The 22,536-nt window shown below is 68.1% G+C and carries 21 protein-coding genes; 13 read left to right on the forward strand and 8 right to left on the reverse strand.

Annotated features, from left to right (window positions below):
• The first annotated feature begins 2 nt into the window (after positions 1–2).
• The 7 genes from DMH01_RS30180 to DMH01_RS30210 all read left to right on the forward strand — a co-directional run bounded on the left by DMH01_RS30180 (position 3) and on the right by DMH01_RS30210 (position 9,678).
• On the forward strand, positions 3–896 hold the full coding sequence (locus tag DMH01_RS30180) for a sugar phosphate isomerase/epimerase (protein WP_125680677.1): 894 nt from the start codon (positions 3–5) through the stop codon (positions 894–896).
• Positions 897–910: 14 nt separating this feature from the next.
• The gene (locus tag DMH01_RS30185; protein ID WP_125680679.1) at positions 911–1,924 is read left to right on the forward strand and encodes a multicopper oxidase domain-containing protein; all 1,014 of its coding nucleotides are present in this window, start codon (positions 911–913) and stop codon (positions 1,922–1,924) included.
• 19 nt (positions 1,925–1,943) lie between these two features.
• Positions 1,944–5,909 (forward strand): ThuA domain-containing protein, encoded by a 3,966-nt coding sequence (locus DMH01_RS30190; protein WP_125680681.1) that lies wholly within the window; start codon positions 1,944–1,946, stop codon positions 5,907–5,909.
• A gap of 70 nt (positions 5,910–5,979) precedes the next feature.
• Positions 5,980–7,872, forward strand: a complete 1,893-nt coding sequence (locus DMH01_RS30195; RefSeq protein ID WP_125680683.1) for a chitobiase/beta-hexosaminidase C-terminal domain-containing protein — start codon at positions 5,980–5,982, stop codon at positions 7,870–7,872.
• A gap of 72 nt (positions 7,873–7,944) precedes the next feature.
• Positions 7,945–8,808, forward strand: coding sequence for a sigma-70 family RNA polymerase sigma factor (locus DMH01_RS30200; RefSeq protein WP_125680685.1), 864 nt, complete (start codon positions 7,945–7,947; stop codon positions 8,806–8,808).
• A gap of 28 nt (positions 8,809–8,836) precedes the next feature.
• A complete protein-coding gene (locus DMH01_RS30205) occupies positions 8,837–9,313 on the forward strand; it encodes a carboxymuconolactone decarboxylase family protein (protein WP_125680687.1) in 477 nt (158 codons plus the stop codon).
• Positions 9,313–9,678 (forward strand): DoxX family protein, encoded by a 366-nt coding sequence (locus DMH01_RS30210; RefSeq protein WP_125680689.1) that lies wholly within the window; start codon positions 9,313–9,315, stop codon positions 9,676–9,678. The genes DMH01_RS30205 and DMH01_RS30210 overlap by 1 nt, the downstream gene beginning before the upstream one ends.
• 64 nt (positions 9,679–9,742) lie before the next feature.
• Here DMH01_RS30210 and DMH01_RS30215 read toward each other — a convergent pair whose 3' ends face one another.
• Entirely contained in the window at positions 9,743–11,488 is a 1,746-nt protein-coding gene (locus DMH01_RS30215) for a BCCT family transporter (RefSeq protein WP_125680691.1), read from the reverse strand.
• Positions 11,489–11,708: 220 nt separating this feature from the next.
• Complete coding sequence (locus tag DMH01_RS43095; protein ID WP_199745684.1) at positions 11,709–11,852, reverse strand: hypothetical protein; 144 nt, start codon at positions 11,850–11,852, stop codon at positions 11,709–11,711.
• A gap of 86 nt (positions 11,853–11,938) precedes the next feature.
• Here DMH01_RS43095 and DMH01_RS30220 point away from each other — a divergent pair, with 86 nt between their 5' ends.
• Positions 11,939–12,895 (forward strand): GlxA family transcriptional regulator, encoded by a 957-nt coding sequence (locus DMH01_RS30220; protein WP_125680693.1) that lies wholly within the window; start codon positions 11,939–11,941, stop codon positions 12,893–12,895.
• 7 nt (positions 12,896–12,902) lie between these two features.
• Here DMH01_RS30220 and DMH01_RS30225 read toward each other — a convergent pair whose 3' ends face one another.
• The 3 genes from DMH01_RS30225 to DMH01_RS30235 form a co-directional block, all read right to left on the reverse strand.
• Positions 12,903–13,397, reverse strand: coding sequence for a hypothetical protein (locus tag DMH01_RS30225; RefSeq protein ID WP_125680695.1), 495 nt, complete (start codon positions 13,395–13,397; stop codon positions 12,903–12,905).
• Between the two features lie 36 nt (positions 13,398–13,433).
• The gene (locus DMH01_RS30230) at positions 13,434–13,622 is read right to left on the reverse strand and encodes a hypothetical protein (RefSeq protein ID WP_125680697.1); all 189 of its coding nucleotides are present in this window, start codon (positions 13,620–13,622) and stop codon (positions 13,434–13,436) included.
• An 84-nt stretch (positions 13,623–13,706) separates the two neighbouring features.
• Positions 13,707–14,609 carry a LysR family transcriptional regulator gene (locus DMH01_RS30235; RefSeq protein ID WP_125680699.1) on the reverse strand — a complete coding sequence of 301 codons (903 nt, stop codon included), beginning with the start codon at positions 14,607–14,609 and terminating at the stop codon, positions 13,707–13,709.
• Between the two features lie 120 nt (positions 14,610–14,729).
• Here DMH01_RS30235 and DMH01_RS30240 point away from each other — a divergent pair, with 120 nt between their 5' ends.
• From DMH01_RS30240 to DMH01_RS30255, 4 genes are all read left to right on the forward strand, one after another.
• Positions 14,730–15,428, forward strand: a complete 699-nt coding sequence (locus tag DMH01_RS30240; RefSeq protein ID WP_125680701.1) for a type 1 glutamine amidotransferase domain-containing protein — start codon at positions 14,730–14,732, stop codon at positions 15,426–15,428.
• 80 nt (positions 15,429–15,508) lie between these two features.
• Entirely contained in the window at positions 15,509–16,069 is a 561-nt protein-coding gene (locus tag DMH01_RS30245) for a TetR/AcrR family transcriptional regulator (RefSeq protein WP_125680703.1), read from the forward strand.
• A gap of 19 nt (positions 16,070–16,088) precedes the next feature.
• On the forward strand, positions 16,089–17,285 hold the full coding sequence (locus DMH01_RS30250; protein WP_125680705.1) for an FAD-dependent monooxygenase: 1,197 nt from the start codon (positions 16,089–16,091) through the stop codon (positions 17,283–17,285).
• A 168-nt stretch (positions 17,286–17,453) separates the two neighbouring features.
• The gene (locus tag DMH01_RS30255) at positions 17,454–17,897 is read left to right on the forward strand and encodes a hypothetical protein (RefSeq protein ID WP_125680707.1); all 444 of its coding nucleotides are present in this window, start codon (positions 17,454–17,456) and stop codon (positions 17,895–17,897) included.
• Between the two features lie 236 nt (positions 17,898–18,133).
• Here the strand turns inward: DMH01_RS30255 and DMH01_RS30260 are convergent, their stop codons facing one another.
• From DMH01_RS30260 to DMH01_RS30270, 3 genes are all read right to left on the reverse strand, one after another.
• Positions 18,134–19,390 (reverse strand): HNH endonuclease signature motif containing protein, encoded by a 1,257-nt coding sequence (locus DMH01_RS30260; protein ID WP_125680709.1) that lies wholly within the window; start codon positions 19,388–19,390, stop codon positions 18,134–18,136.
• A 140-nt stretch (positions 19,391–19,530) separates the two neighbouring features.
• A complete protein-coding gene (locus tag DMH01_RS30265; protein ID WP_125680711.1) occupies positions 19,531–20,280 on the reverse strand; it encodes an SDR family NAD(P)-dependent oxidoreductase in 750 nt (249 codons plus the stop codon).
• Entirely contained in the window at positions 20,268–21,446 is a 1,179-nt protein-coding gene (locus tag DMH01_RS30270; protein WP_125680713.1) for a glycosyltransferase 87 family protein, read from the reverse strand. Before DMH01_RS30270 ends, DMH01_RS30265 begins: the two co-directional genes overlap by 13 nt.
• A gap of 135 nt (positions 21,447–21,581) precedes the next feature.
• Here DMH01_RS30270 and DMH01_RS30275 point away from each other — a divergent pair, with 135 nt between their 5' ends.
• The gene (locus tag DMH01_RS30275) at positions 21,582–22,487 is read left to right on the forward strand and encodes an AraC family transcriptional regulator (protein ID WP_125680715.1); all 906 of its coding nucleotides are present in this window, start codon (positions 21,582–21,584) and stop codon (positions 22,485–22,487) included.
• The last annotated feature ends 49 nt before the right edge of the window (positions 22,488–22,536 follow it).

Raw genomic sequence — 22,536 nt, forward strand, 5'->3', positions numbered from 1 at the left:
TCATGTGCGGTGAAGAAGCTGAGCGGTTCCACTCGCGACGGACACTCCTCCGCGGCGCGGCGACGGCCGCGGTCGCGGTGGGGGCGGCGGTAGCCCTGCCGGGCCTCGCCAACGCCACCACCTCGGACGAGGCGGCGGCCCAGGGACACGGCCACCACGGCCGGGGCCGGGTCCCGGTGGACAAGATCAGCATCCAGCTCTACTCCCTGCGCACCGCGCTGCAGGCCGATCTGCCGGGAACCCTGTCCGCGCTGGCGGACATCGGCTACCGGAAGGTCGAACTGGCGGGCACCTACGGCCGCACGGCCGAGGAGTTCCGCGGGCTGCTGGACAAGAACCACATCAAGGCGACGTCCACCCACGTCGGCATCGACGGTGACCTCGACAAGACCATCGCGGACGCGAAGATCCTCGGGAACACCCGCGCCAACGTGCCGTGGGCGAACTTCGACACCATCGACGGCTGGAAGCAGTTCGCCGGCCGGATGGACACGGCGGCCCGGAAGTTCCGCCAGGCCGGTATCCCACTCGGCTACCACAACCACGCGCACGAGTTCGCGCCCATCGACGGCGTGCGCCCGTACGACGTGCTCACCAGGAACACGAACCCGCGTTACGTGCACCTGGAGATCGACCTGTTCTGGGCGGTGGAAGGCGGGATGGACCCGGTTTCGCTGTACCGGCGGCACTGTCCGCGCGTGGTGCAGTACCACGTCAAGGACCGGACCGCGGACGGTCAGATGGTCGACCCGGGCAAGGGCGTCATCGACTTCCCCCGCATCTTCCGGCACACCCGCCCCCACCTCGCCGAATACATCGTCGAGCACGACAACCCCACGGATCCCCTGAGCACCGCCCAGACCGGGTTCACCTATCTCCGTAACGTCCGCTTCTGACTGGGGAATCCACAATGGACAAGCAGAAACGCGGGCTGTCCCGCAGATCGATGCTCGCGGGCACCGCGGCCGGGGTCATCGCCCCGGTCGTGGTGTCGGCCAGCGCGGGTTCGGCACCGGCCGCCGCGGCCGGGATGACCCGCCACATCACCATCTACGCCGACTACGTTCCCGGCTCGACCCGGGTCGGTTACGGGCTGGAGCCCGGGAAACCGACGATCCCCGGGCCGCTCCTGGAGTGCTACGAGGGTGACACGCTGGTGATCGAGCTGGTCAACAACACCGACCAGCGGCTGTCGATCCACCCGCACGGCGTCAACTACGACACCAAGTCGGACGGTTCGCCGTTCAACGATTCCTTCAACAAGCCGTACGAGACCAAGACCTACACCTGGCGGACGCGGACGGCGTATCAGGCGGCCAACGGTTTCTGGATGCCCGGCAGCGCGGGGTACTGGCACTACCACGACCACGCGTTCGGCGGCGACCACGGCACCGCGGGCCTGATGAAGGGTCTCTACGGCGGCCTGATCGTGCGCAAACGCGGGGATCTGCTGCCCAGCAAGCAGTTCACCGTGGTGTTCACCGAAATGTGGATCAACCACCAGGTCGCCCCGAACACGCCGATCTTCGAGGCGAACCTCGGCGAACGCGTCGAGTTCATCTGCATCGGGCACGGCAACCTGATGCACACCTTCCACCTGCACGCGCACCGCTGGGCGGACACCCGCACCGGCATGCTCACCAGCGCGACCGACAACGCCCCGATCCTCGACAACAAGACCCTGGACCCCGGCAACTCCTTCGGGTTCCAGGTGATCGCCGGTGACGGCGTCGGGCCGGGCGCGTGGATGTACCACTGCCACGTCCAGCAGCACTCGGACGACGGCATGTCCGGGGTGTTCCTGGTCCGCAACGCCGACGGCGGGATGCCCGCAGGCGCCCAGGAGGCGATCGACCGCTTCAAGGGACATCAGCACCCGACGTCCACTCCGGACGCCACCGGCGCTTCGGCCCACCACCACTAGACTCGAAAGGAGCGAGAACTTGAGACGAGTATTTTCGCAACGTCGGCTCCGCAGACGTTCGCTGGCCGCACTGGCGGTCGGCGCCGTCGTCACCTCCGGGCTTCCGCTGGCCATCGCACCGGTGACCGCCGAAGCCGCGACGAACGTCCCGATCAACGTCCTGGTCTTCCACGGCACCGCCGCGGACCAGAAGGACCCCGTCCTGCGCGCCACGGACGCGATCGCGAGCCTCGGCCAGGCGAACGGCATCTCCGTTTCGTCCTCTTCGGACCCCGCGGTGTTCACGCAGGCGAACCTCGCGAAGTACCGCGGCGTCGTTTTCCTGTCCGCACAGGGCATCACGCTCAACCGCGACCAGGAAACCTCGCTGCAGAACTACATGAAGGCGGGCGGTGGTTTCCTCGGCCTGTCCGACGCCGCGCGGGCACAGGACGGTTCGCAGTGGTTCTCGGGGCTGATCGGCGCCCGCCCGGTGGGGGCGCGTCCCACACCGGAGGCGGTCGCCTCGGTCACCGCGAGCGCGGAGAACGCGCCCAACGAGAGCAAGGAAAAGCTCGCCGACAACAACGAGAACACCAAGTGGCTGGCGTTCCAGCCGACCGGCTGGGTCGCCTACAAGATGGCCGCCCCGGTCGCCGTCAGCAGCTACGACCTCGTGTCGGCGAACGACTTCCCCGGACGTGACCCCAAGAGCTGGACCCTGCAGGGCTCCAACGACGGGACCACATGGACCGATCTGGACACTCGCACCAACGAGACGTTCGCCGACCGGTTCGTGAGCCGCAAGTTCACCTTCACCAACACCACGGCGTACGCGAACTACCGGCTGAACATCACCGCCAACGCGGGTGAGCCGCTCATCCAGCTGGCCGATTGGAAGCTGTACAAGGACAACTCGACCACCCCGCCGCCACCGGAGGCTCCGCCGGCCGAAGCCACGGTCGACGTCCTCGACAAGGCGAACCCGGCCACCGCGGGACTGCCGCAGAAGTGGGTCCGCACCGACCGGTGGCTCAACTGGGAGGTCAACCCGGTCGGCACCGTGCACACGGTCGCGCAGGTCGAGGAGTCGACCTACAAGCCGGGTGTCGGCGCGAACGGCGCCTTCCACCCGATCTCGTGGTGCCGTGACTACGACGGCGGCCGCTCCTTCTACACCGGGATGGGCCGGACCGAGGCGAGCTACGGCGAAGCCCAGTTCCGCAGCCACATCCTGGGCGCGCTGAAGTGGACCACCGGCATGGTGCGCGGTGACTGCAAGGCGGGGATCGCGGCCAACTACAAGGTCGAACGCCTGACCGGGATCAACCAGCCCGGCCAGCTCGACCAGATGGGCGAGCCGCACGGGCTCACCATCGCGCCGAACGGCCGCGTCTTCTACATCGGCCGCGCCGCCTGCGCCGGCAACACGGTGCCCGCGCCGAACGACTGGACCAACCCCCAGATCGGCGCCGGCTGCGGCACGATCCACCAATGGGACCCGGTCACCAAGAAGCCGAAGCTGCTCACCACGCTGAAGGTGATGGGCAACCGCGGCAGCGGCGACGAGCTGGTCAAGAACGAGGAAGGCCTCCTCGGTCTCGTGCTGGACCCGAAGTTCAGCGAGAACGGCTTCATGTACGCCTACTGGATGCCGCACGAGTCGGTCGACATCGACAAGCGGATCGGCAAGCGCACGGTCTCGCGGTTCACCTACGACCTGAAGAACCAGACGCTGGACCAGGCGACCCGCAAGGACCTGCTGTCCTGGGACGTCCAGGTCCACAGCTGCTGCCACGCAGGCGGCGGGATGGACTTCGACAAGGACGGGAACCTCTACATCGGTTCCGGTGACAGCAACTCGTCGCAGGGTTCCAACGGGTACTCCGGCAACAACTGGACCCAGGACTACAAGGGCGTCTCGTTCCAGGACGCGCGCCGCACCGCCGGTAACACCAACGACCTCAACGGCAAGATCCTGCGGATCCACCCGGAGCCGGACGGTACCTACACCAACCCGGCGGGCAACCTGTTCCCCGAGGCCAACGACCCCGGAAACAAGACGAGGCCCGAGATCTACGTGATGGGCGTGCGGAACATCTCGCGTCTGCAAGTCGACAAGAAGACCAACTGGCTGACCGCCGCGTGGGTCGGCCCGGACGCGACCTCGCCGAGCCCGGAACTCGGCCCGGCCAAGTACGAGACCGCCACGATCATCACCGAGGCGGGCAACCACGGCTGGCCGTACTGCATGGGCAACAAGCAGCCGTACCGTGACCGCAGCAGCACCGACGCCGCGGTGCTCACCGGCTGGTACGACTGCGACAACCCGGTCAACACCTCGCCGCGTAACACCGGCCTGGTGAACCTGCCGCCGGTCAAGAAGAACATGATCTGGTACGCGCCGGACGGCGGCGGGCCGGTGTTCCCCAACCGCCCCAACAGCTCCATCCCGACGTACAACGCGGCCGAGGCCACCTACACGCAGCCCTACCTCAAGGGCGGCGGCCAGGCGGTCATGACCGGGCCGACGTACCACCGCGAACTGGTCAACACCAACAGCGGCGTCGCCTGGCCCGCCTACTGGAACGACAAGTGGTTCATCGGTGACCAGAGCAACGGGCAGAACCGGATCGCGGTCACCGTCGACCCGAACGGCGTCCCGAAGCAGGATCCGCCGGTGTTCGCCGAGACCGTGCGGCAGATCATCCCGACCGGTGGTGGCGACACGAAGCTGAACCAGTGGATGGACGCCAAGTTCGGGCCGGACGGCGCGCTGTACGTGCTCGACTACGGCGGCGGCTTCTTCACCCTGACCAACAACCAGAAGCTGCTGAAGATCAGCTACACCGGTGGCGAGGCCACGCCGTCCGCGGCGGCGTCGTCGACCATGGTGCAGAACAAGCCGCTCACCGCGGCCTTCACCGGATCGAAGTCCGGCGGCGTCTCCTACAAGTGGGAGTTCGGCGACGGCACGATCTCGACGCAGCCCGACCCGCGCCACACCTACCCGCGCACGGGTCTGTACACCGCCAAGCTGACCGTGACCTACGCGAACGGCGAGACGGTGACCACGCGGAACTCGGTGAGCGTCGGGTGTCTCGTGGCGGATCCCAGCGCCACGGTGACCATCGGTGACACCGATACCGGCGTGACCAACCGCAACGCCGGTGGCGGCTGCACGGTCGACGACATGATCGACGACGAGAGCACGTGGACCTCCCACGCCGGTTTCGTCAACCACGTCACGCAGGCCGTCGACCGGCTGGGCGACCTCGGCGTGCTGAACGCGGCCGAGTCGGACAAGATCAACGCCGCGGCCGCCGCGTCGCCCATCGGCAACAAGGGCGTCACCGGTTACGACGCGATCTACGACGGCACGCCCGAATCGTTCCGCAACTGGTCGCAGGCGCCGTCCGGGCAGTTCGCCATCCAGCCGGACGGGTCACTGCGACCGTCCGGTGGGCTGGGCATGCTGTGGTACTCGGCACGGCAGTTCGGCAACTTCTCGGTGAAGCTGCAGTTCAAGGACATCGCGCCGAACGGCAGCGCCAACAGCGGGGTGTTCGTCCGCTTCCCGGATCCGCGCACGCCGCTGGAGCAGCGTCCGCCGGGCAGCTGCGGCACGGTCGGTTCGGCCAGGACGTCGCAGGCCTGGGTCGCGATCTACTGCGGTCACGAGGTCCAGCTGTACGACGGGGCCACCGGTGAACCGCAGAAGACCGGGTCGATCTACAACTTCGACCCGCGGCCGCTGGACCAGGCGGGCGTGAAGCCGAAGGGGACCTGGAACGAGTACGAGGTCAAGGTCGTCGGGCAGAAGTACACGATCATCCGCAACGGTGTCGTGATCAACGAGTTCGAGAACGCGCCGGGGATCAACTCGTCGCGGGCGGGCGACCCGTCGACCGACTTCCGGCAGTTCGTCAGCGGGTTCATCGGTCTGCAGAACCACGGTGACAACGACCTGATGGAGTTCCGCAACATCCGGGTGCGGCAGCTGTAGCGCGAAAGCCGGCCGGGCGCGCGGGTTCGCGTGCCCGGCCGGTGTCCCCTGTACGGAAGGTTTCCCTGCGATGTCCCCAAGAACCCTCGTCGTGGCCCTGGTGGCCGCGACGCTCGCGCTGGCGGGCCTGGTGCTACCGGGCTCGTCCACCCCCGCCTCCGCCGCTCCCGTCCAGACCCTGGAATGGACCGCGGGCGACAGCACAGACCACTACCTCAGCGCGCCGTCCACCGCGGTGGCCGGTGAGACCACGATCGTCTTCAAGAACACCGAAGAGCTCGGCTCGACGATGTCGCACACGCTGACGTTCGACACCGAGACCCCGGGCTACAACCACGACGTCCCCCTCAACATCCTCGCCAACCCCTACGACGACAAGAACGGCGTGCACCAGGCCACGGTGACGCTGACCCCCGGCAAGTACCGGTACTACTGCACGATCCAGGGCCACACCAAGATGATGGGCGAGTTCGTCGTCACCGACGGCGGTGGCGCCGACACCACTCCGCCGACGGTGACCGCGAACGTGACCGGTACCAAGGACACCGCCGGGAACTACGTCGGCTCCGCGACGGTGAACCTGGCCGCTTCGGACAGCCAGTCCGGAGTGGACAAGGTCGAGTACCAGCTCGACGGCGGCGCCTGGACGGCCTACACGGCACCGGTGGCGGTCTCCGCCGCCGGCGCGCACATGGTCCACTACCGGGCTTCCGACAAGGCGGGCAACGTCTCGCCGGAAGGGATGTCGTCGTTCACCGTCGTCACCGGGCAGCCCGGTGACACGACTCCGCCGACGGTGACGTCCGAGGTGACGGGCACCAAGGACACCGCGGGCAACTATCTCGACACCGCCACCGTGAAGCTCACCGCGACCGATGGCGGCACCGGCGTCGACAAGGTCGAGTACAAAGTGGACGAAGGCGCGTGGACCGCGTACACCGCTCCGGTCGCGGTCTCCGCGCCGGGGATGCACATGGTCCACTACCGCGCTTCGGACAAGGCGGGCAACGTCTCGCCGGAGGGCATGGCGCACTTCACCATCGTCAGCAGTGACACCACCGCGCCGACGGTGACCTCCGAGGTGACCGGGACCAAGGACACCGCGGGGAACTACGTCGGCAAGGCGACCGTGACCCTCACGGCGACCGACGCCGGTTCGGGTGTCGGCAAGGTCGAGTACCAGCTGGACGGCGGACCGTGGCTGACGTACTCGGCGCCGCTCGCGCTCACTGTCGTCGGCGCGCACACGGTGAAGTATCGCGCCACCGACAAGGCGGGCAACGTGTCGGCGGAAGGCACGGCGACGTTCACCATCGTCGAGGGTGACGACAACACCGCGCCCGCCGTTTCGGTGGTGGTGAGCGGTGATCTGGACGGAAGCTGGTCCTACATCGAAGACGCGACCATCAACCTGACCGCGACCGACACCGGGTCCGGTGTGGACAAGATCGAGTACACATTGGACGGTGGGGCCTGGACGGTCTACACCGCGCCGGTGAAGGTGACCACGCTGGGCACGCACACGCTGGCCTACCGCGCGTCGGACAAGGCGGGCAACGTCTCGGCGGAACAGGGCGGCGCGTTCACCATCGTCGCCGCGCCGCCGGGCCCGGACGCCTGCCCGGACTCCGACGTCCGGGACACCGTGATCCTCGGAACGGCGGACAGCCAGGTCGAGAACCGCGACACCGGCAACGGCTGCACGATCAACGACGTGATCGACGACGAGTCGGACTACGCGTCGAACGAGCAGTTCGTGACCTACGTGCGGGCCGTGACCCAGGAACTCCTCGACGGCGAGGTCATCTCGTCCGACGAGCGGAACCTGATCGTCACGGCGGCGATCGACTCCGGCATCGGCGGCTCGACCGCGGAGCCGGAACCGGAGCCCGGCAAGAAGAAGCCGGAGACGAAGAACCCCGGCATGAAGAAGACCGTGAAGACGCCCATCCGGGACGTCTGAGCGTGGTCGGTTACCTTTCTCGCGTCGGGCTCGTCATGTCCATGACGGATTCGGCGCGAGAAAGGTAACGACATGACCGGCGAAGCCCTGGCCAGCGCGTTCGAGGAGCAGCGCGGGCGTCTGGTGGCCGTGGCCCACCGGATGCTCGGCTCGCGCGCGGACGCCGAGGACGCCGTCCAGGAGGCCTGGCTGCGCCTGGCCCGCCAGGACGCCGACACGATCGACAACCTGTCCGGCTGGCTGACCACCGTCGTCGGCCGCGTCTGCATCGACGTCCTGCGCTCCCGCAAGACCCGTCCCGAGGATTCCTACGACGAGCCGCCCGAGCTGCTCGTCTTGGAGGACTCGCCGGAAGAGGACGCGCTGCTCGCCGAATCCGTCGGGGTGGCGCTGGTCGTGGTGCTCGACACCCTCGGCCCGGCCGAGCGGCTGGCCTTCGTCCTGCACGACCTGTTCGCGGTCCCGTTCGCCGAGGTCGGCGAGATCCTCGGCAAATCCGCCGACGCGGCCAAGATGCTCGCCAGCCGCGCCCGCCGGAAGGTGCAGGGACGTCGTCCCACCGACGAGCCTCGGCAGCACGCGGTCGTCGAGGCGTTCCTCGCGGCCGCGCGCGAAGGGGACTTCCAAGGATTGGTCGAGATGCTCGATCCCGACGTGACGTGGCGTTCGCAGAGCCGGCACGGCGAGGTCGTGCGGCTCGGCGCGGCCGAGGTGGCCACGCGGGTCCAGCGCGGAGCGCGCGCCGTCGTCACCACTCGTCCCGCGCTGGTCAACGGCAAACCGGGGATCGTGTCGTGGAGCAGGACCGGCAGGCTGCTGGGCGTGATGTCCTGCACCATCGTCGACGGCCGCATCGTCGAAATCGATTCCGTGAGTGACCCGCGTCGCCTCGCGGCCATGGGTGTTACCTCTCGGGAGTCCTCCTCGTCGAAGTAAGTGAACACCGACGAGAAGGAGAAAACCCATGCAGGCAAGGCTCGATTACCTCAAGACCGCTCTCGCACCGAAACTGGTCAAGCATCTCGTTTCGGCCGCGAAGGTCGTCGACGGTAGCGAACTTCCTTTGGCGACAAGGGAACTGGTGAACATCCGGGCCAGCCAGATCAACGGCTGCTCGGGTTGCCTCGACATGCACACCAAGGACGCGGCGCACGCGGGGGAGACCACGACCCGGCTGAACCTGATCGCGTGCTGGCGCGAGGCGACGGTCTTCACCGAGGCCGAACGCGCCGCGCTGGAGCTCACCGAGCAGGGCTGCCGTCTCGCCGACGGCATCGGCGTCACCGATGAGGCGTGGGCGGCCGTAGCCAAGCACTACGACGACGAGCAGCTCGTGGCGCTGGTGACCCAGATCGCGCTCATCAACGCCTTCAACCGGCTCAACGTCATCACCCGGCAGCCGGCGGGCGACTACACGCCCGGCCAGTTCGCGGGGCATTGATGGACACCGCACTGTGGATCGTCGCCTGGGTGCTGGCCGTCATGTACGTCGTGTCCGGCGTCGGGAAACTGTTCCTGCAAAGGGAAAAGATCGCCGGGGTGGCGTCGGCCGCGGGCTGGGTGCTGGATTTCAGCCCCGGCGCCGTGAAGTTCATCGGGCTGGTCGAGATCCTGGGCGCGGTCGGTCTGGTCGTCCCGGCCTTGCTCGACATCGCGCCGGAACTCGTGCCGCTGGCCGCTCTCGGGCTGGCGCTGGTCATGGCGGGCGCCGTGGTCGTGCGGCTGCGTCGTCGGGAGCCCCTGGTCGCGCTGCTGGACCTCGGCTACCTCGCGCTGTGCGCTTTCGTCGCCATCGGACGCGCCTGACACGCGTGAAGGCCCCCATCCTGTACCTAGGCGCAAGGATGGGGGCCTTCATGTACTTACGAGATCAGGTGCGCTGCTTCGACCGTCCGAGGATGCGACGGCGGCCGTGGCCGTTCGTGCGTTCCTCGTGCAGTTCCTTCAGCGACAACATCATCGCGTCTTCCTGCTTCATCAGCGGGTCGTTGCGCAGGTCCTTCCAGACCGACACGCACAACCCGACCATCACGAACACGAACGGCACCGCGATCAGGATGGTGAGGTTCTGCAGACCGGTCAGCGCCTTGTCCCCGCCGACGAGCAGCATCACCGCCGCGACGGCGCCCATCAGCACGCCCCAGAAGATCACGACACCCTTCTTCGGATGCACACTTCCGCGCTGGGACAAGGTGCCCATGACCACCGACGCCGCGTCCGCACCGGAGACGAAGAAGATGGACACCAGGATCATCACCAGGATCGCGATCGGGATGAACCACGGCAGCGTCTCGAGCAGTTCGAACGTCGCCGACTGGGCGCTGCCCGCGCCCGCGATGTCCGTCCCCGCCCGCTGCCTGCTGATCGCCGCGCCGCCGAAGATCGCGAACCAGATCAGGCTCACGATGCTCGGGATCGCGATGACACCGAAGATGAACTGCCGGATCGTGCGGCCGCGCGAGATCCGCGCGATGAACATGCCGACGAAGGGCGTCCACGAGATCCACCACGCCCAGTAGAAGACCGTCCAGCCGCCGAGCCAGGTCTGCATCTCCTCGCCGCCGGTCATCCCGGTGCGGCCCGACATCTCCGCCAGTTCGCGGAAGTAGTCGCCGATGGCGCCCGGCACGATGTTGAGGATCAGCACGGTCGGCCCGACCACCAGCACGAACACCGCGAGTACCGCGGCGAGCACCATGTTGATGTTGGACAGCCACTGGATGCCCTTGGCAACACCGGAAACCGCCGAAGCGATGAACGCGATGGTGAGGATCGCGATGATCGCGACCAGCAGTCCCTTGCCGGGGTCGTCGATCCAGCCGACGGCGCCCATGCCGCCGCCGACCTGGAGCGCGCCGAGACCGAGGGAAGCGGCGGAACCGAACAGCGTGGCGAAGATCGCCATGATGTCGATCGCCTTGCCCAGCGGGCCTTCGGTGCGCCGCTTGCCGAGCAGCGGCGCGAACACCGAACTGATCAGCTGGGTGCGGCCCTTGCGGAAGGTGCTGTAGGCGATCGCGAGACCGACGACCGCGTAGATCGCCCACGGGTGCACGGTCCAGTGGAACAACGTCGTCGCCATCGCGGTGTGGACGGCTTCGTCGGAATTCGGGGCCGCGGTGCCCGGAGGCGGGCTCGCGAGGTGGGAGACCGGTTCGTACACCCCGAAGAACATCAGGCCGATGCCCATACCGGCGCTGAACATCATCGCGATCCACGACGACGTGCGGAATTCGGGCAGTTCCTTGTCCCCGCCCAGCGGGATCCGGCCGTAGCGGCTTATGGCCAGACAGACCGCGAAGAGCACGAAACCGCTCGCGGTGAGCACGAAAGCCCAGCCGCCGTAAGGGATCACGGCGTCGTTCAACAGGGTCGACGCGACACTCGCCAGATTTTCCGGGGCCAGCACGCCCCAGACGATGATCGCGAGCGCGAGTACCGCCGCGACCCCGAAAACGGTCTTGTCGGTCTCGGCGGGTCGTTCGGCGGCGAGGTCGAGGGGGACGTGCTCATCGGGCGGGTGGCCCGGACCCGTCGTGTCCGGTGCGTGGGCAAGGTCGGCCGCGGTCTCCGCGACGACCTCTTCTTCCGCTTGTTTACCGTCCTGCGAACTCATGTCCAGTGACGCGCCGACTGCGGCGCGCGCTCCTTCCGCCCGATGTTAACCCGTTTGCACCACTGCACCCTAACCAGAAAACTGGTAACCGGCAGAAAATACGGGCGAAGTGGTTTAAAGCTGTGATTGCGGGCTTGACCTCGGCGGATGCGGGGCCGGGCGGGGGTCTCGGCGGGGAACGTGGCGCTCGTGACACCGGGCTTCGTGGTGCCCGGTGTCCTCAGATCGTGGCGCCACCCCTCCAGAAGGGGCGGCCGAGCGGGTCGCCACCTGCGACGTTCGGGCGTCCTTGCCGCGTGTGGTTGCGGTTCAAGAGGTAGGTGACGAGGGCGATCAGGGCGAGGGTGACGATGAGTGCGGTCATGGCAGTAAGTTTGCGCCGCTCGACATCCTGCCAAAAGTGGCAGTTCTGTCGTTGTGCGGCAAAATCCTGCCAGCTATGCTCCGGCCATGCTGAAAAGCGTCGCCGTGGTGCTGTTGGACGATTTCGCCGCCTTCGAGTTCGGTGTCGTCTGCGAGGTGTTCGGCTACGACCGCACCGATGACGGAGTGCCACTGCTCGACTTCCGGGTGTGCGGGGAGCGGGCGGGAGAGCCGCTCAGCCTCGGTCACGGTGTCAAGGTGACCCCGGAACACGGTCTCGAAGCGACCGAGGACGCGGATCTCGTCGTCGTCCCCGCCTGCGATGTGCGCGACGAATATCCGCCGGCGGTGCTCGAAGCGCTCCGTGCGGCTTCGGAACGTGGCGCCACGCTGCTTTCGGTCTGCACCGGCGCGTTCGTGCTGGGCGCCGCCGGGTTGCTCGACGGGCGGCGGTGCACGAACCACTGGCGCCACAGCGCGGCGTTCCGGAAACGGTTCCCGCAGGCCCAGCTGGATCCGGACGTCCTGTTCGTCGACGACGGCGACATCGTCACCAGCGCGGGCACGGCCGCCGGTATCGATGCCTGCCTGCATCTGGTCCGTCGCGAACTCGGCTCCGCCGCGGCCACCGTGATCGCGCGGCGCATGGTGGTGCCGCCGCAACGGGAAGGCGGGCAGCGCCAGTTCGTCGAGGTGCCGATCCCGGAGTGCACCGGGGACAGCCTTCAGCCGGTGCTCACCTGGATGCTCGACACCATCGCCCACGAACATCCGGTCGCCGATCTCGCCCGACGGGCCCGGATGTCCGAGCGCACCTTCGCGCGCAAGTTCGTCGCGGAGACGGGCACCACGCCGCACCGATGGCTTTCGACGCAACGGGTTCTGCACGCGAGGTCGCTGCTGGAGGAGACGACGATGAGCATCGACGAGGTCGCGCGCCGCTGCGGCTTCGGCTCGGGAGCCTTGCTACGGCACCATTTCCACAAGGTCGTCGGCGTTTCCCCGCAGGACTATCGCCGAACCTTCGCGCCGCAGCGAGTTTGACCGTCCTTCAGAGGGAACGCCGCCCGACGGCCTCGAAAATGGTGCGGGCCAACAGATCGGCGCCTTCGGTGAAGCCGTTGATGAGGATCTTCCTGCCGTCGGTGAGTTTGACGAGGCAGCCGACATCGCCACCGAACGCCTTGGCGAGGGCGTTCTTCTTGGCGTGGTCGACGGCCGCCTCGACCTTGCTCCACGGCACGACGGTGGTCGATTTCCGCCAGGTGTGCACGAAACCCTGTTCGTACAAGGTGAAGATCTCGCCCCGTTTGCCGATGGCGTGCCAGCAACCCCAGGCGCCCAGCAGTGCCAGCCCCAGTCCGCAGCCGATGACGAGGCCGATGATCACCTCCCCGCCGGAAACCCCGGCCTCCTGACCCAGCAAGAACACGAAGACACCGAGGACCGCGACCGGCGCGCCGATCACGATCGCGGCCACACCCCGGAGCGCACGCCTGCGGCAATTCGTCTCGAAGCGTTCGACGTACGCACCCAGTTCGGTCACGGGCAGGACGCTAACGGCGGGTGTGGGGACCGGTCCCTAATCCTTCGGTGCCTTGGTGAACAGGCCGAGGGATTGAGCGAACGCCGCCCCGCCCGCCAGGAGGACGAGCGGCAGCGTCTTCGCCCAGAAGGCGCCGACGTCGAGCGAGATGAGCAAAGCGAGCAGTCCTGCCGCCAAGGCGGCCAAGACGAGCATTCCCAGTGCGAGGCGGGGTTTCGAGACCATGTGTCCTCCATGAAACGGTTCGGAAGAGCAAGCCTCGCGACGGTTCTGCAGGAGAAAGAGGTCATTTTTGCCGGGCCGGGACTTTCAAAGCGAACCCCAGGAGCGCGCGCGTTCAAGCAGCCTGTCGCGGATGAGGGTCACCACCGGCCGTGCCGTCCCCGACCGGTGAGCGAGATAGATCGTGTTCAGCGGCGGCACCACCGGGGTGTGCACGATCGAGACCGAGCCCGCTTCGAGCGCGGCCGCGGCGATGTAGCGCGGCAGCACACTCACCCCGGCGCCCGCGACGACGACGGCGAGGATCGCGCGGAGGTCGGGAACGACCATGGCGACCCGGTTCGGCGGCCGCCGCCCGAATTCGCTGCGCCAGTAGCGGCGGATGATCGGCAGATCGTCGGCGTACGCGATCAGCGGCAGATGGGCCAGCGCGGGCACCGGGTCGGTCGCGAGCAGGGCGGGATCGACGCTCCGCGCGAGGGCGGGAGCGGCGACGAGGACGAATTCCTCGTCGATCAGCGGAAGGGCGGTGATACCGCGCCGGCGCGGGCGGACGGAGGAGAGGACGAGGTCCAGACGCGCGGCTTCGAGCGCGGACAGGAGTTCGTCGGCGAGCCCGAGCGTGACGGTGATGCGCAGCCCGCGTTCGGTCAGCGGGGCCAGCGCGGGCAGGAACCGCGTCGCCATGCCGTCGCTCGCACCACCCACCGCCACCCGTTCGCGGTACTGGACGTCGTCGTCGCCTGCCGTCAGCGCGCCCCGCAGTTCGTCGATACGGGTGCCGATCCTGGCGGCGAGTTCGGCCGCGCGGGCGGTCGGCGCCGCGCCCTGCCGTGACCGGACGAACAACTGCTCGCCGAGTTCTTCCTCGAGCTTGAGCAGCTGTCCGGTGACGGCGGGCTGGGTCAGCCCGAGCTCCGCCGCGGCCGCGGAGAGCGAGCCTTGCCGGTAGATGGCCAGGAAGGTCGCGAGCCGATCCAAGTTGGGCATGCAAATCACCTTCCATAAGAAATCTTATGGATCGTAGCCGCCGCGGCGGAGTACGCGCGGCCATGACCTCGTTGAAGCGGCAGTGGGGCACACCGCCCCGCAACAACGAAAGGAACAGTCATGGCGCGGATCCTCATGATCGTCTCGGCCGCCGACCACGTGCGGCTCACCGACGGCACCGACCACCCGACCGGCTTCTGGGCCGAAGAGGTCGCCGAATCGCATCGGGTGCTCGCCGAGGCGGGTCATCAGGTGGAGATCGCGACGCCGTCCGGGCTTCGGCCGACCGTCGATCCCATCAGCCTCGACGAACGCGGCGGCGTCGACCCCGCCGAGGGCGCGAAGTTCGCGGAATACCTCAAGGGGCTCGATCTTTCGGCGCCGCTCAAGCTTTCCGATGTCTCGGCCGACGCCTATGACGCCGTCTACCTCCCGGGCGGGCACGGTCCGATGACCGACCTGGTGGACGACGCCGATCTCGGCGCCCTGCTGAACGACGCCGACGGGCGTGGCAAGACCATCGCCGCGCTCTGCCACGGGCTCGCCGCCTTGCTCAGCGCGCGTGGCGAAGACGGTTCGTTCACCTTCGCCGGCCGCTCGATGACGTCGTTCAGCGACGAAGAGGAACGGCAGGGCGGGCTGGGTGACAAGAGCCCGTTCTTCGTCGAGACCCGGCTTCGGGAGCAGGGCGCGATCGTCACTCCGGCCGCCGCCTGGTCGAGCGAGGTCGTCGTCGACGGGAACCTCGTCACCGGCCAGAACCCGCAGTCCAGCGTCGCGACCGCGGAGCGCGTGGTGGAGCTCTTGAAGGCGGTCTGAGCACCGGGTTTGCGCCACGGCCGGATCCGGACATACGATCAGGTCAGTCGTACAGGACGAACGCCCTAGGAGATGAACCGGTGGCAGGCTCCCCGGCCGCGGCGCGCGGCCAGCTTGTTCGGCGGCGGTTGCTCGAAGCGGCCGTCGCGCTCGTGCCCGAACTCGGCTGGTCCGCGGTCAGCACCCGGATCCTGGCCGAACGCGCGGGTGTCACGCCGAGCGTCGTGCACTATCACTTCCCTTCGCTGCAGGCCTTGCTGACCGAGGCCGTACTGGGGGCGATGCGCGAGGTCGCGCTCGCCTTCGAGCCGGCACTGGAAACCGTCGAAACGCCCGCGGAGGCGGTGGACGCGCTGCTGGCGTCGGTCGGCGGCTACTCCGGCACCGACCCGATGTCGTTGCTGTTCGCGGAGTCCTACCTCGCCGCGACCCGCGACGACGCCCTGCGCCAAGGCATCCGCGAGCTGCTCGCCGACCTGCGGGCCCGGCTCGGCGGCTGGCTGGCGCGGCATGGGGTGGCCGATGCCGAGGACACGGCCGCGGTCCTTTTCGCGGCGGTGGACGGGCTTCTGCTCCATCGGGCGCTCGGGCCAGGGTCGGGAGAAGTCTCTCCCGCCGTCCTGCGCAGGCTGGTCGACTGAACCGAAAGGGAGGACCACCATGAAGGTGGCGATTTGCGGTGCCGGGATCACCGGGCTGGCGCTGGCGCACCGGCTCGCGACGCTGGGTGTCGAGGTCGCGGTGCTGGAGCGGGCAGCCGGGCCACGGGAGCAGGGCTACATGATCGACTTCTTCGGCCCCGGTTTCGACGCCGTCGAGGAGATGGGCCTGCTGCCTCGGGTCGAAGACGTGGCGTACCGGGTGGACGAGGCGAGTTTGCTGGACGAACGCGGTCGCCGCCGGGCGGCCATCGACTACGTCCGGTTCGCCAAATCGGTGCGGGGCAGGCTCTGCAGCATCATGCGGCCCGACCTGGAACGTGTCCTGCGCGCCGGCCTCCCGTCCACAGTGGACGTCCGGTTCGGTGTCGGGGTCACGGGAGTCGAGGACCTCGGCGACCGGGTGCGGGTCACTTCGGCGGACGGCGAAACGCTCGAAGCCGATCTGCTGGTCGGGGCCGACGGGATCCATTCGACCGTGCGGCGGCTGGTCTTCGGCGAAGAGAGCCGGTTCTTGCGTCATCTCGGTTTTCATACGGCGGCCTTCGTTTTCGAGGACGAGGAGATCCGTGAGCGGGTGGGGGAGCGGTTCTGCCTGACCGACACGATCGGGAGGCAGATGGGTTTCTACGGTCTCCGCGACGGCAAGCTCGCGGCGTTCGCCGTGCACCGCACGACGGATCCGGCCCTGCCGGACGACGCCCGAGCCGCCCTGCGCGCGACCTACGGTTCGCTCGGCTGGGCGGTACCCCGAGCGCTCGCGCTGTGTCCGCCTTCCGGCGAGGTGTACTACGACCAGGTCGCGCAGATCGAGATGCCGTCGTGGAGCCGCGGCCGGGTCGTGCTCGTCGGCGATTCCTGTTATGCCGTCTCCCTTCTCGCCGGCCAGGGCGCTTCGCTGGGGATCGCGGGCGCGTTCGTCCTGGCCGAACAGCTCACCCGGTCGTCCTCGATCGAGACCGCCCTCACGGAGTACGAAAAACTGGTCCGCCCGGTGGTGACCGAGAAGCAGCAGGTCGCTCGCCGTGGCGCGCGATGGTTCCTGCCCGCCAACCGATTCCTGCTCCAGGTACGTCGGGCTTTCCTGCACGTGGCACGCCTTCCCGGCCTCGAACGACCACTCGCGGCCGCCGTCACGGGCAAGTCGACGGCGCTGGTGACGAATCTGAGGAGTGGGACCGAAATCCGGAGCCGGTGATGGTCCGGCAGCCCCATCTCGCATCTTCAGGTGCTCTCGACCGAGCCCGTCCGGGAACGCGTCGGGACGGGGCGATGTGACGGTGGTCGGGCATGGCCCTGACGTAGAATCGCGGTAAGGCGAAGCGCCAGGCCGAGATCCCGGCACCGGTGTGAGGGAGGGGCCAGGATGTTCGGTTCGAAGAAGAAGATCAACGATCTGATGGCGCAGCTCAGACCCGACCTGAGCCGGGAATCGCTCGGCGTCGGGCCCGTTTTCCCAGGCGTCGCCCCGAATCCGCTCCTGAGCAGTGACGCACGGAAGCGCACTGCGGAACTGCGTACGGGGGCGCTCGCGATCGGCGTTCTCGTCGACTGGCGGGAGGTCGGCGGCGACGGCAGTCCACGCGTGGTGCTGATGTTCGACGTGGAGACCGCCGGCGGCATCACGTTCCGCGGTGTCGCGGACGAAGACCTCACGATCACCGAGCTCACCCGACTCGCGCCAGGACAGACGTTGCCCGTGCGCTACCGGCCGGCCGTCATGGACCACTACGTCGCCCTTGCCCGGGACGCGGACCCCGCCCAGGTGCGGCAGCTCTCCGACGAGATCGCGAGCCGCAAGCGGGCCTGAACCGGAGCCCTTGGGAGGATCCCCTCGGCGCGGGATCGCTGATCACGCCCGGTCAGGCTCGTCCCGCGCGATCCGACGGCACCTGCGCGTACGCGGTCTCAAGGCGGTCATCCCCGAACAGAGACCAGCAGGGCCGCGGCAGGCCCTCGGCCTCGACGCCACGATCACGAGAACCGCAAAGGCCCCAATGCGTGGTGTGGCTGGGCGAGCCCGATTCAGGGGTTCACGGGGTCGGCCTATGTTCTGAGGTGCATGGTGTTCCGTCTCGGTGTGCCGGTGGGGTCGAGGTAGGTGGGTGGGGTGAATTCGGGGAGTCCGTCTTGGGCGATCCGGACCTTCCATTCACTGCGGTGGATCAGCCGGTGATGCCGGGTACATAACAGCACGAGATTATCGATCTTCGTTTCGCCGTGATGACGCCAGAAAACAATGTGATGGGCCGTGCAGCGCGGCACCGGCATGTCACAGCCAGGAAAGGCGCAGCCACCATCGCGGATCGTCAACGCGTACTTCTGCGCCAAGGACACGGTCCGTTTGGAGCGGCCGATGTCGAGGGGTTCGCCTGCGGTGCCGAGAACACCCGGTCGCACCCGCGCGTCGCAGGCGAGGATGCGGGCGTCGGTGGCGCTGATCGGCCCGACGAGGTCGAGGTGGGCTTCGCCGATGTCCCGGATCAAGTCGTCGTAGGACATGGTGACCAGAATGTGGGTCGCTTCCCCGGCTTGGCCGGGCAGGTTGCGGCTGGTGGTCTTCAACCGGACGTAGTCGGTGAAGGCGTCTCCGTAGCGTTCGTCCTGGCTGCGGGAGTCCCGGACGCCGTCGATGGCTTTGTGCGGTTTGGCCATCGGGTCGAGGTCGGATTTGAGGCGGGCGTAGGTTTCGAGGTCCAGTCTCGCTTTGAGGCCGAGGGTGCCGTCGCGGTGTTTGACGAACCGCAACTCCGGCCGGGTCTCCTTCGGGTCCTCGTTGCGGGGTTCTTTGCCGTCGGGGTCGAGCTTGTCCAGGAGGCGGCGTCCGGCGCGGGCGATCTGCCGCGGCCCCGCGCGACGAGCCAGTTCGACCAGGATCTTCTCCCCGGCCCGCACCTCTTCCTCGGGAACGGTGGAGGGGATCCGCGCCAGAGTCTTGATGATGGCGTCGATCTGCGAACCCCCGATCGCGCCCTCAGCGGCAGCTTCGGCCGTCAGTGGCGCCAACGGTGGCTCGGGGTCTCCACCGATGGACGGGCCGGGGTGCAGTGCCAGGACACGGTCGGCGCGGTCACTGGCTTCCTTGTCCGACACGAGGAAGTCCTCGAAAATCAGTGCGGCCAGTGTTGAATGTCCGCTGCATCCGCGGACCCCACGCGAATTGATTTCCGCGAGTATCGCGTTCTGTTCCGCATCCGCCCGACGCTTCACAACTTCCAATTCTTGCTTACGGGCATGCAGCGTCGCGGTGTCGACGCGCCACCACTCGGTGGACGTCCCTGGAGGTGCATCGTCGCTGGCCACGACCTCAAAGCTACTCCGAATCGAACACCTGCGCTAGCTCAAACGGCCCAACGAAGGAAATTGCCAAAGAATGGCATCCCGAAGGGGCTCTTAAGCGCGCGAAGGGGCTTAAAGAACCCGTAGTAGAACCGAATCCGTGCTCACCAAGTGGGATGCGCGGAAACGCCCCCGTCCACGGTCAGGTTGTGCCCGGTGATCCACGCCGCGAGCGGCGAGGCGAGGAACAGGCAGGCGTTCGCGACGTCGCCGGGGGTGCCGAGCCTGCCGAGGGGTGCGGCCTGTTCCCAGCGTCGGACGCCCTCCGGCCAGTCGTCGCCGAGGCCTGGGCGGTCGATCAGGCCGGGGGAGACGGCGTTGACGCGCAGGCCTCGCGGCCCGTATTCGAGCGCGGCGGCGCGGGCGTGCATGACCAGGGCGGCCTTCGCGCTGCTGTAGTGCGCGTGTCCCGGCGCGGGATGGGCCGCTTCGATCGAGGCGATGTGGATGACGCTGCCGCCGTCCATCACCTCGGCGGCGGCCTGCGTGCAGGAGAACGCGCTGGTGAGGTTCGCGTCGAGGACGGCGCGCCAGCTTTCCGCCGACATACCCGGCAAGGGCTCGATCGGCTGTACGCCGGCGTTGTTGACCACCGTGTCCAGCCGCCCGGTCCAGGTCGCGGCGGCGGCCACGAGACGCCGGCATTCGCCGTCGTCGGTGAGGTCGGCGGAGAACGCCTTGGCGGCGCCGCCCGCCTTCTGGATCCGCTCGACGACGGTGAGCGCGGAGGCCTCATCGCGGTGGTAGTGCACGGCGACGGCGCTGCCCGCTTCGGCGAAGCGCAGGGCGATGCCGTGGCCGATGCCGCCGCTGGCCCCGGTGACGAGCGCTGTGGTGCCGCTCAGGTCGAGCATCGAGGTCCTTTCCGTAGCGCGAGGACGGCCGCGACGACGAGGAAGACCAGGCCCGCGGCGACGTAGCAGTTCCCCAGCCACTGCTGGGCGGTCGTCCAGGTCTGGCCCGGGCGATCGAAGGCGGGGAAGTACCGGAACGGTGCCGCGACGAAGATCGTGGCGACCACCCCGGTGACGGCGAGCCAAACCACCCTCCGGGGCTTGAGCACCACGTAGGCGGCAGTGGTGAACAGAGCCGGAGCGATCCACGCCCAGTGGTGTGACCACGACGTCGGCGAGATGAGCAGCGCGAACGTCGCGTTCAGCAGCAGCGCCGGCACCACCGCCGAGCGGTACATGGTCAGGGTCACCAGAACCAGCAGGACGCCGGTGAGGATGATCCACAGCGGCTTGGCGGCGCCTTCGACACCGAATCGCGCCAGCACGGCCTGCAAGGTCTGGTTGGTGTGGAACGAGGTGCCGCTGATGCCGGACGCCCCGGCGAGTCCGCCGAACCAATAGCGCGCGGAAGCCTCCGGGGCGACCGCGAACGCGACGGCGGACGCGGCCACGAACGTGCCCGACGCGGTCAGCGCGCCGCGGAAGTCCTTGCGTACCAGGAAGAACAACAGGAACGCCATGGGTGTCAGCTTGATCGCGGCCGCGAGGCCGACGCCGATGCCCCGGTAGCGGCCCCTGGCCAGCAGGCAGTCGGCCGCGACGAGACCCATCAGCAGCAGGTTGATCTGGCCGAAGCCGAGCGTCTGGCGGACCGGTTCGAGGAAGAGCGCCGGCGTGATCGCCAGCGACGCGACGAGTAGCGCCTTACGCCGGTCCCCGGACGGCCACAGCGTGCGGACGATCCCGTAGAAGGTGATTCCCAGCGCGGCCAGGCTGAGCGCGAACAGCAGCAGCACCGCGCCGTTCCAGGGCACCAGGGCCAGCGGGGTGAGCACCAGCGCGGCGAACGGCGGATAGATGAACAGCAGCGGGATCCCCGCGTCGGAAAGCGGCAACGCGCCATAGAGGTCGCCGCCGTTCCACAGGGTGTCGACGCCGAAGCGGTAGATTTCGAGGTCGCTGTGGGAAGCGCCCGTCGTCGCCCAGGCCACGGCACACGCCAGTACCAGCGCGGCGAACGCGCCGACCGGCCACCAGGTCCGACCGCGCGACTTGGTGGGAGACATCGCGTGGTGACCCTTCGGACGTGCGTCGATGATCCCGACTGTACCCCGGCGGCGACAAGCGACTTCCGTCGGCAGTCAGCGCACCCGGTATTGGTCTAGACTTTTTATTCCCAGTGTGGTGAAAGGGACCGGTCCATGCGCGGAACGACGGTGTTGCCGAGGACGCCTTGCCTCGAACCGAAGGCGGGGGAATTGCCATTGCATCGGCTGGAGGTCCGCGCGCCGGACGCCCTGCCGTTCACGGTCGGCACCTTCGACACGATCGGGCCGATGTCGCGGGCGGCGTTCCCGCATCGGCACACCTTCTACGAAATCGTCCACGTCACCGGCGGCACCGGCGACCACGTCATCGATTTCACCCGCTGGGAATTGGGGCCGCCCCAACTCGCGGTCATAACACCGGGGCAGGTGCATCATTGGGATGCCCGCGATCTCAGCGGATTCGTCGTGTTGTTCACCGACGATTTCCTGCTCGAACATCCGGCGGATCGCGAAACCCTGCGAAGGCTCAGTCAGCAGCCGTGGCGCCTCGACGAGCGAGCGGCCGAGGAGACGGCGCGGCTGGTCGCCGAACTCGACGAGGAATTCCGTTGTGGCGGCCAGGGTACCGATTCGGTGCTGCGGGCGTTGATGCACGTGCTGATCGTGCGGGCGGGACGTCTGCCGGGATTGGCGGACCCGCGCCCGCCGGCCAGGGCGCAGGCGGTGGGCACGGAATTCGCCCGGTTGCTCGGCCGACCCGATCTGGGGCTCTGGTCGGTGGGCGCGCTCGCGGAGCGAATCGGGGTCACCCCGGGATATCTCACCGACGCGGTGAAAACGGCGACCGGCCGGACGGCGGCACAACTGATGCGCGAGGCGAGGACAAGGGAGGCGAAACGATTCCTGCGCGGCACCGATCTCACCGTGCGGCAGGTCGCCAGCCGGGTCGGATTCGCGGATCCCGCGTATTTCTGCCGGTTCTTCCGGCGGGAAACGGGGTTGAGCCCCGGTGATTACCGCCGGACCGGTGACGCGCCCCCGGAGATTCACCACGACTGACCACCTCAGTCCATCGTCCACAGCTGATCTTCTCCATACCGTCGAGGGT

Origin of the sequence: Amycolatopsis sp. WAC 04182 (genome assembly GCF_003947465.1) — a bacterium.
In the GTDB taxonomy this organism is placed as follows: Bacteria; Actinomycetota; Actinomycetes; order Mycobacteriales; family Pseudonocardiaceae; genus Amycolatopsis.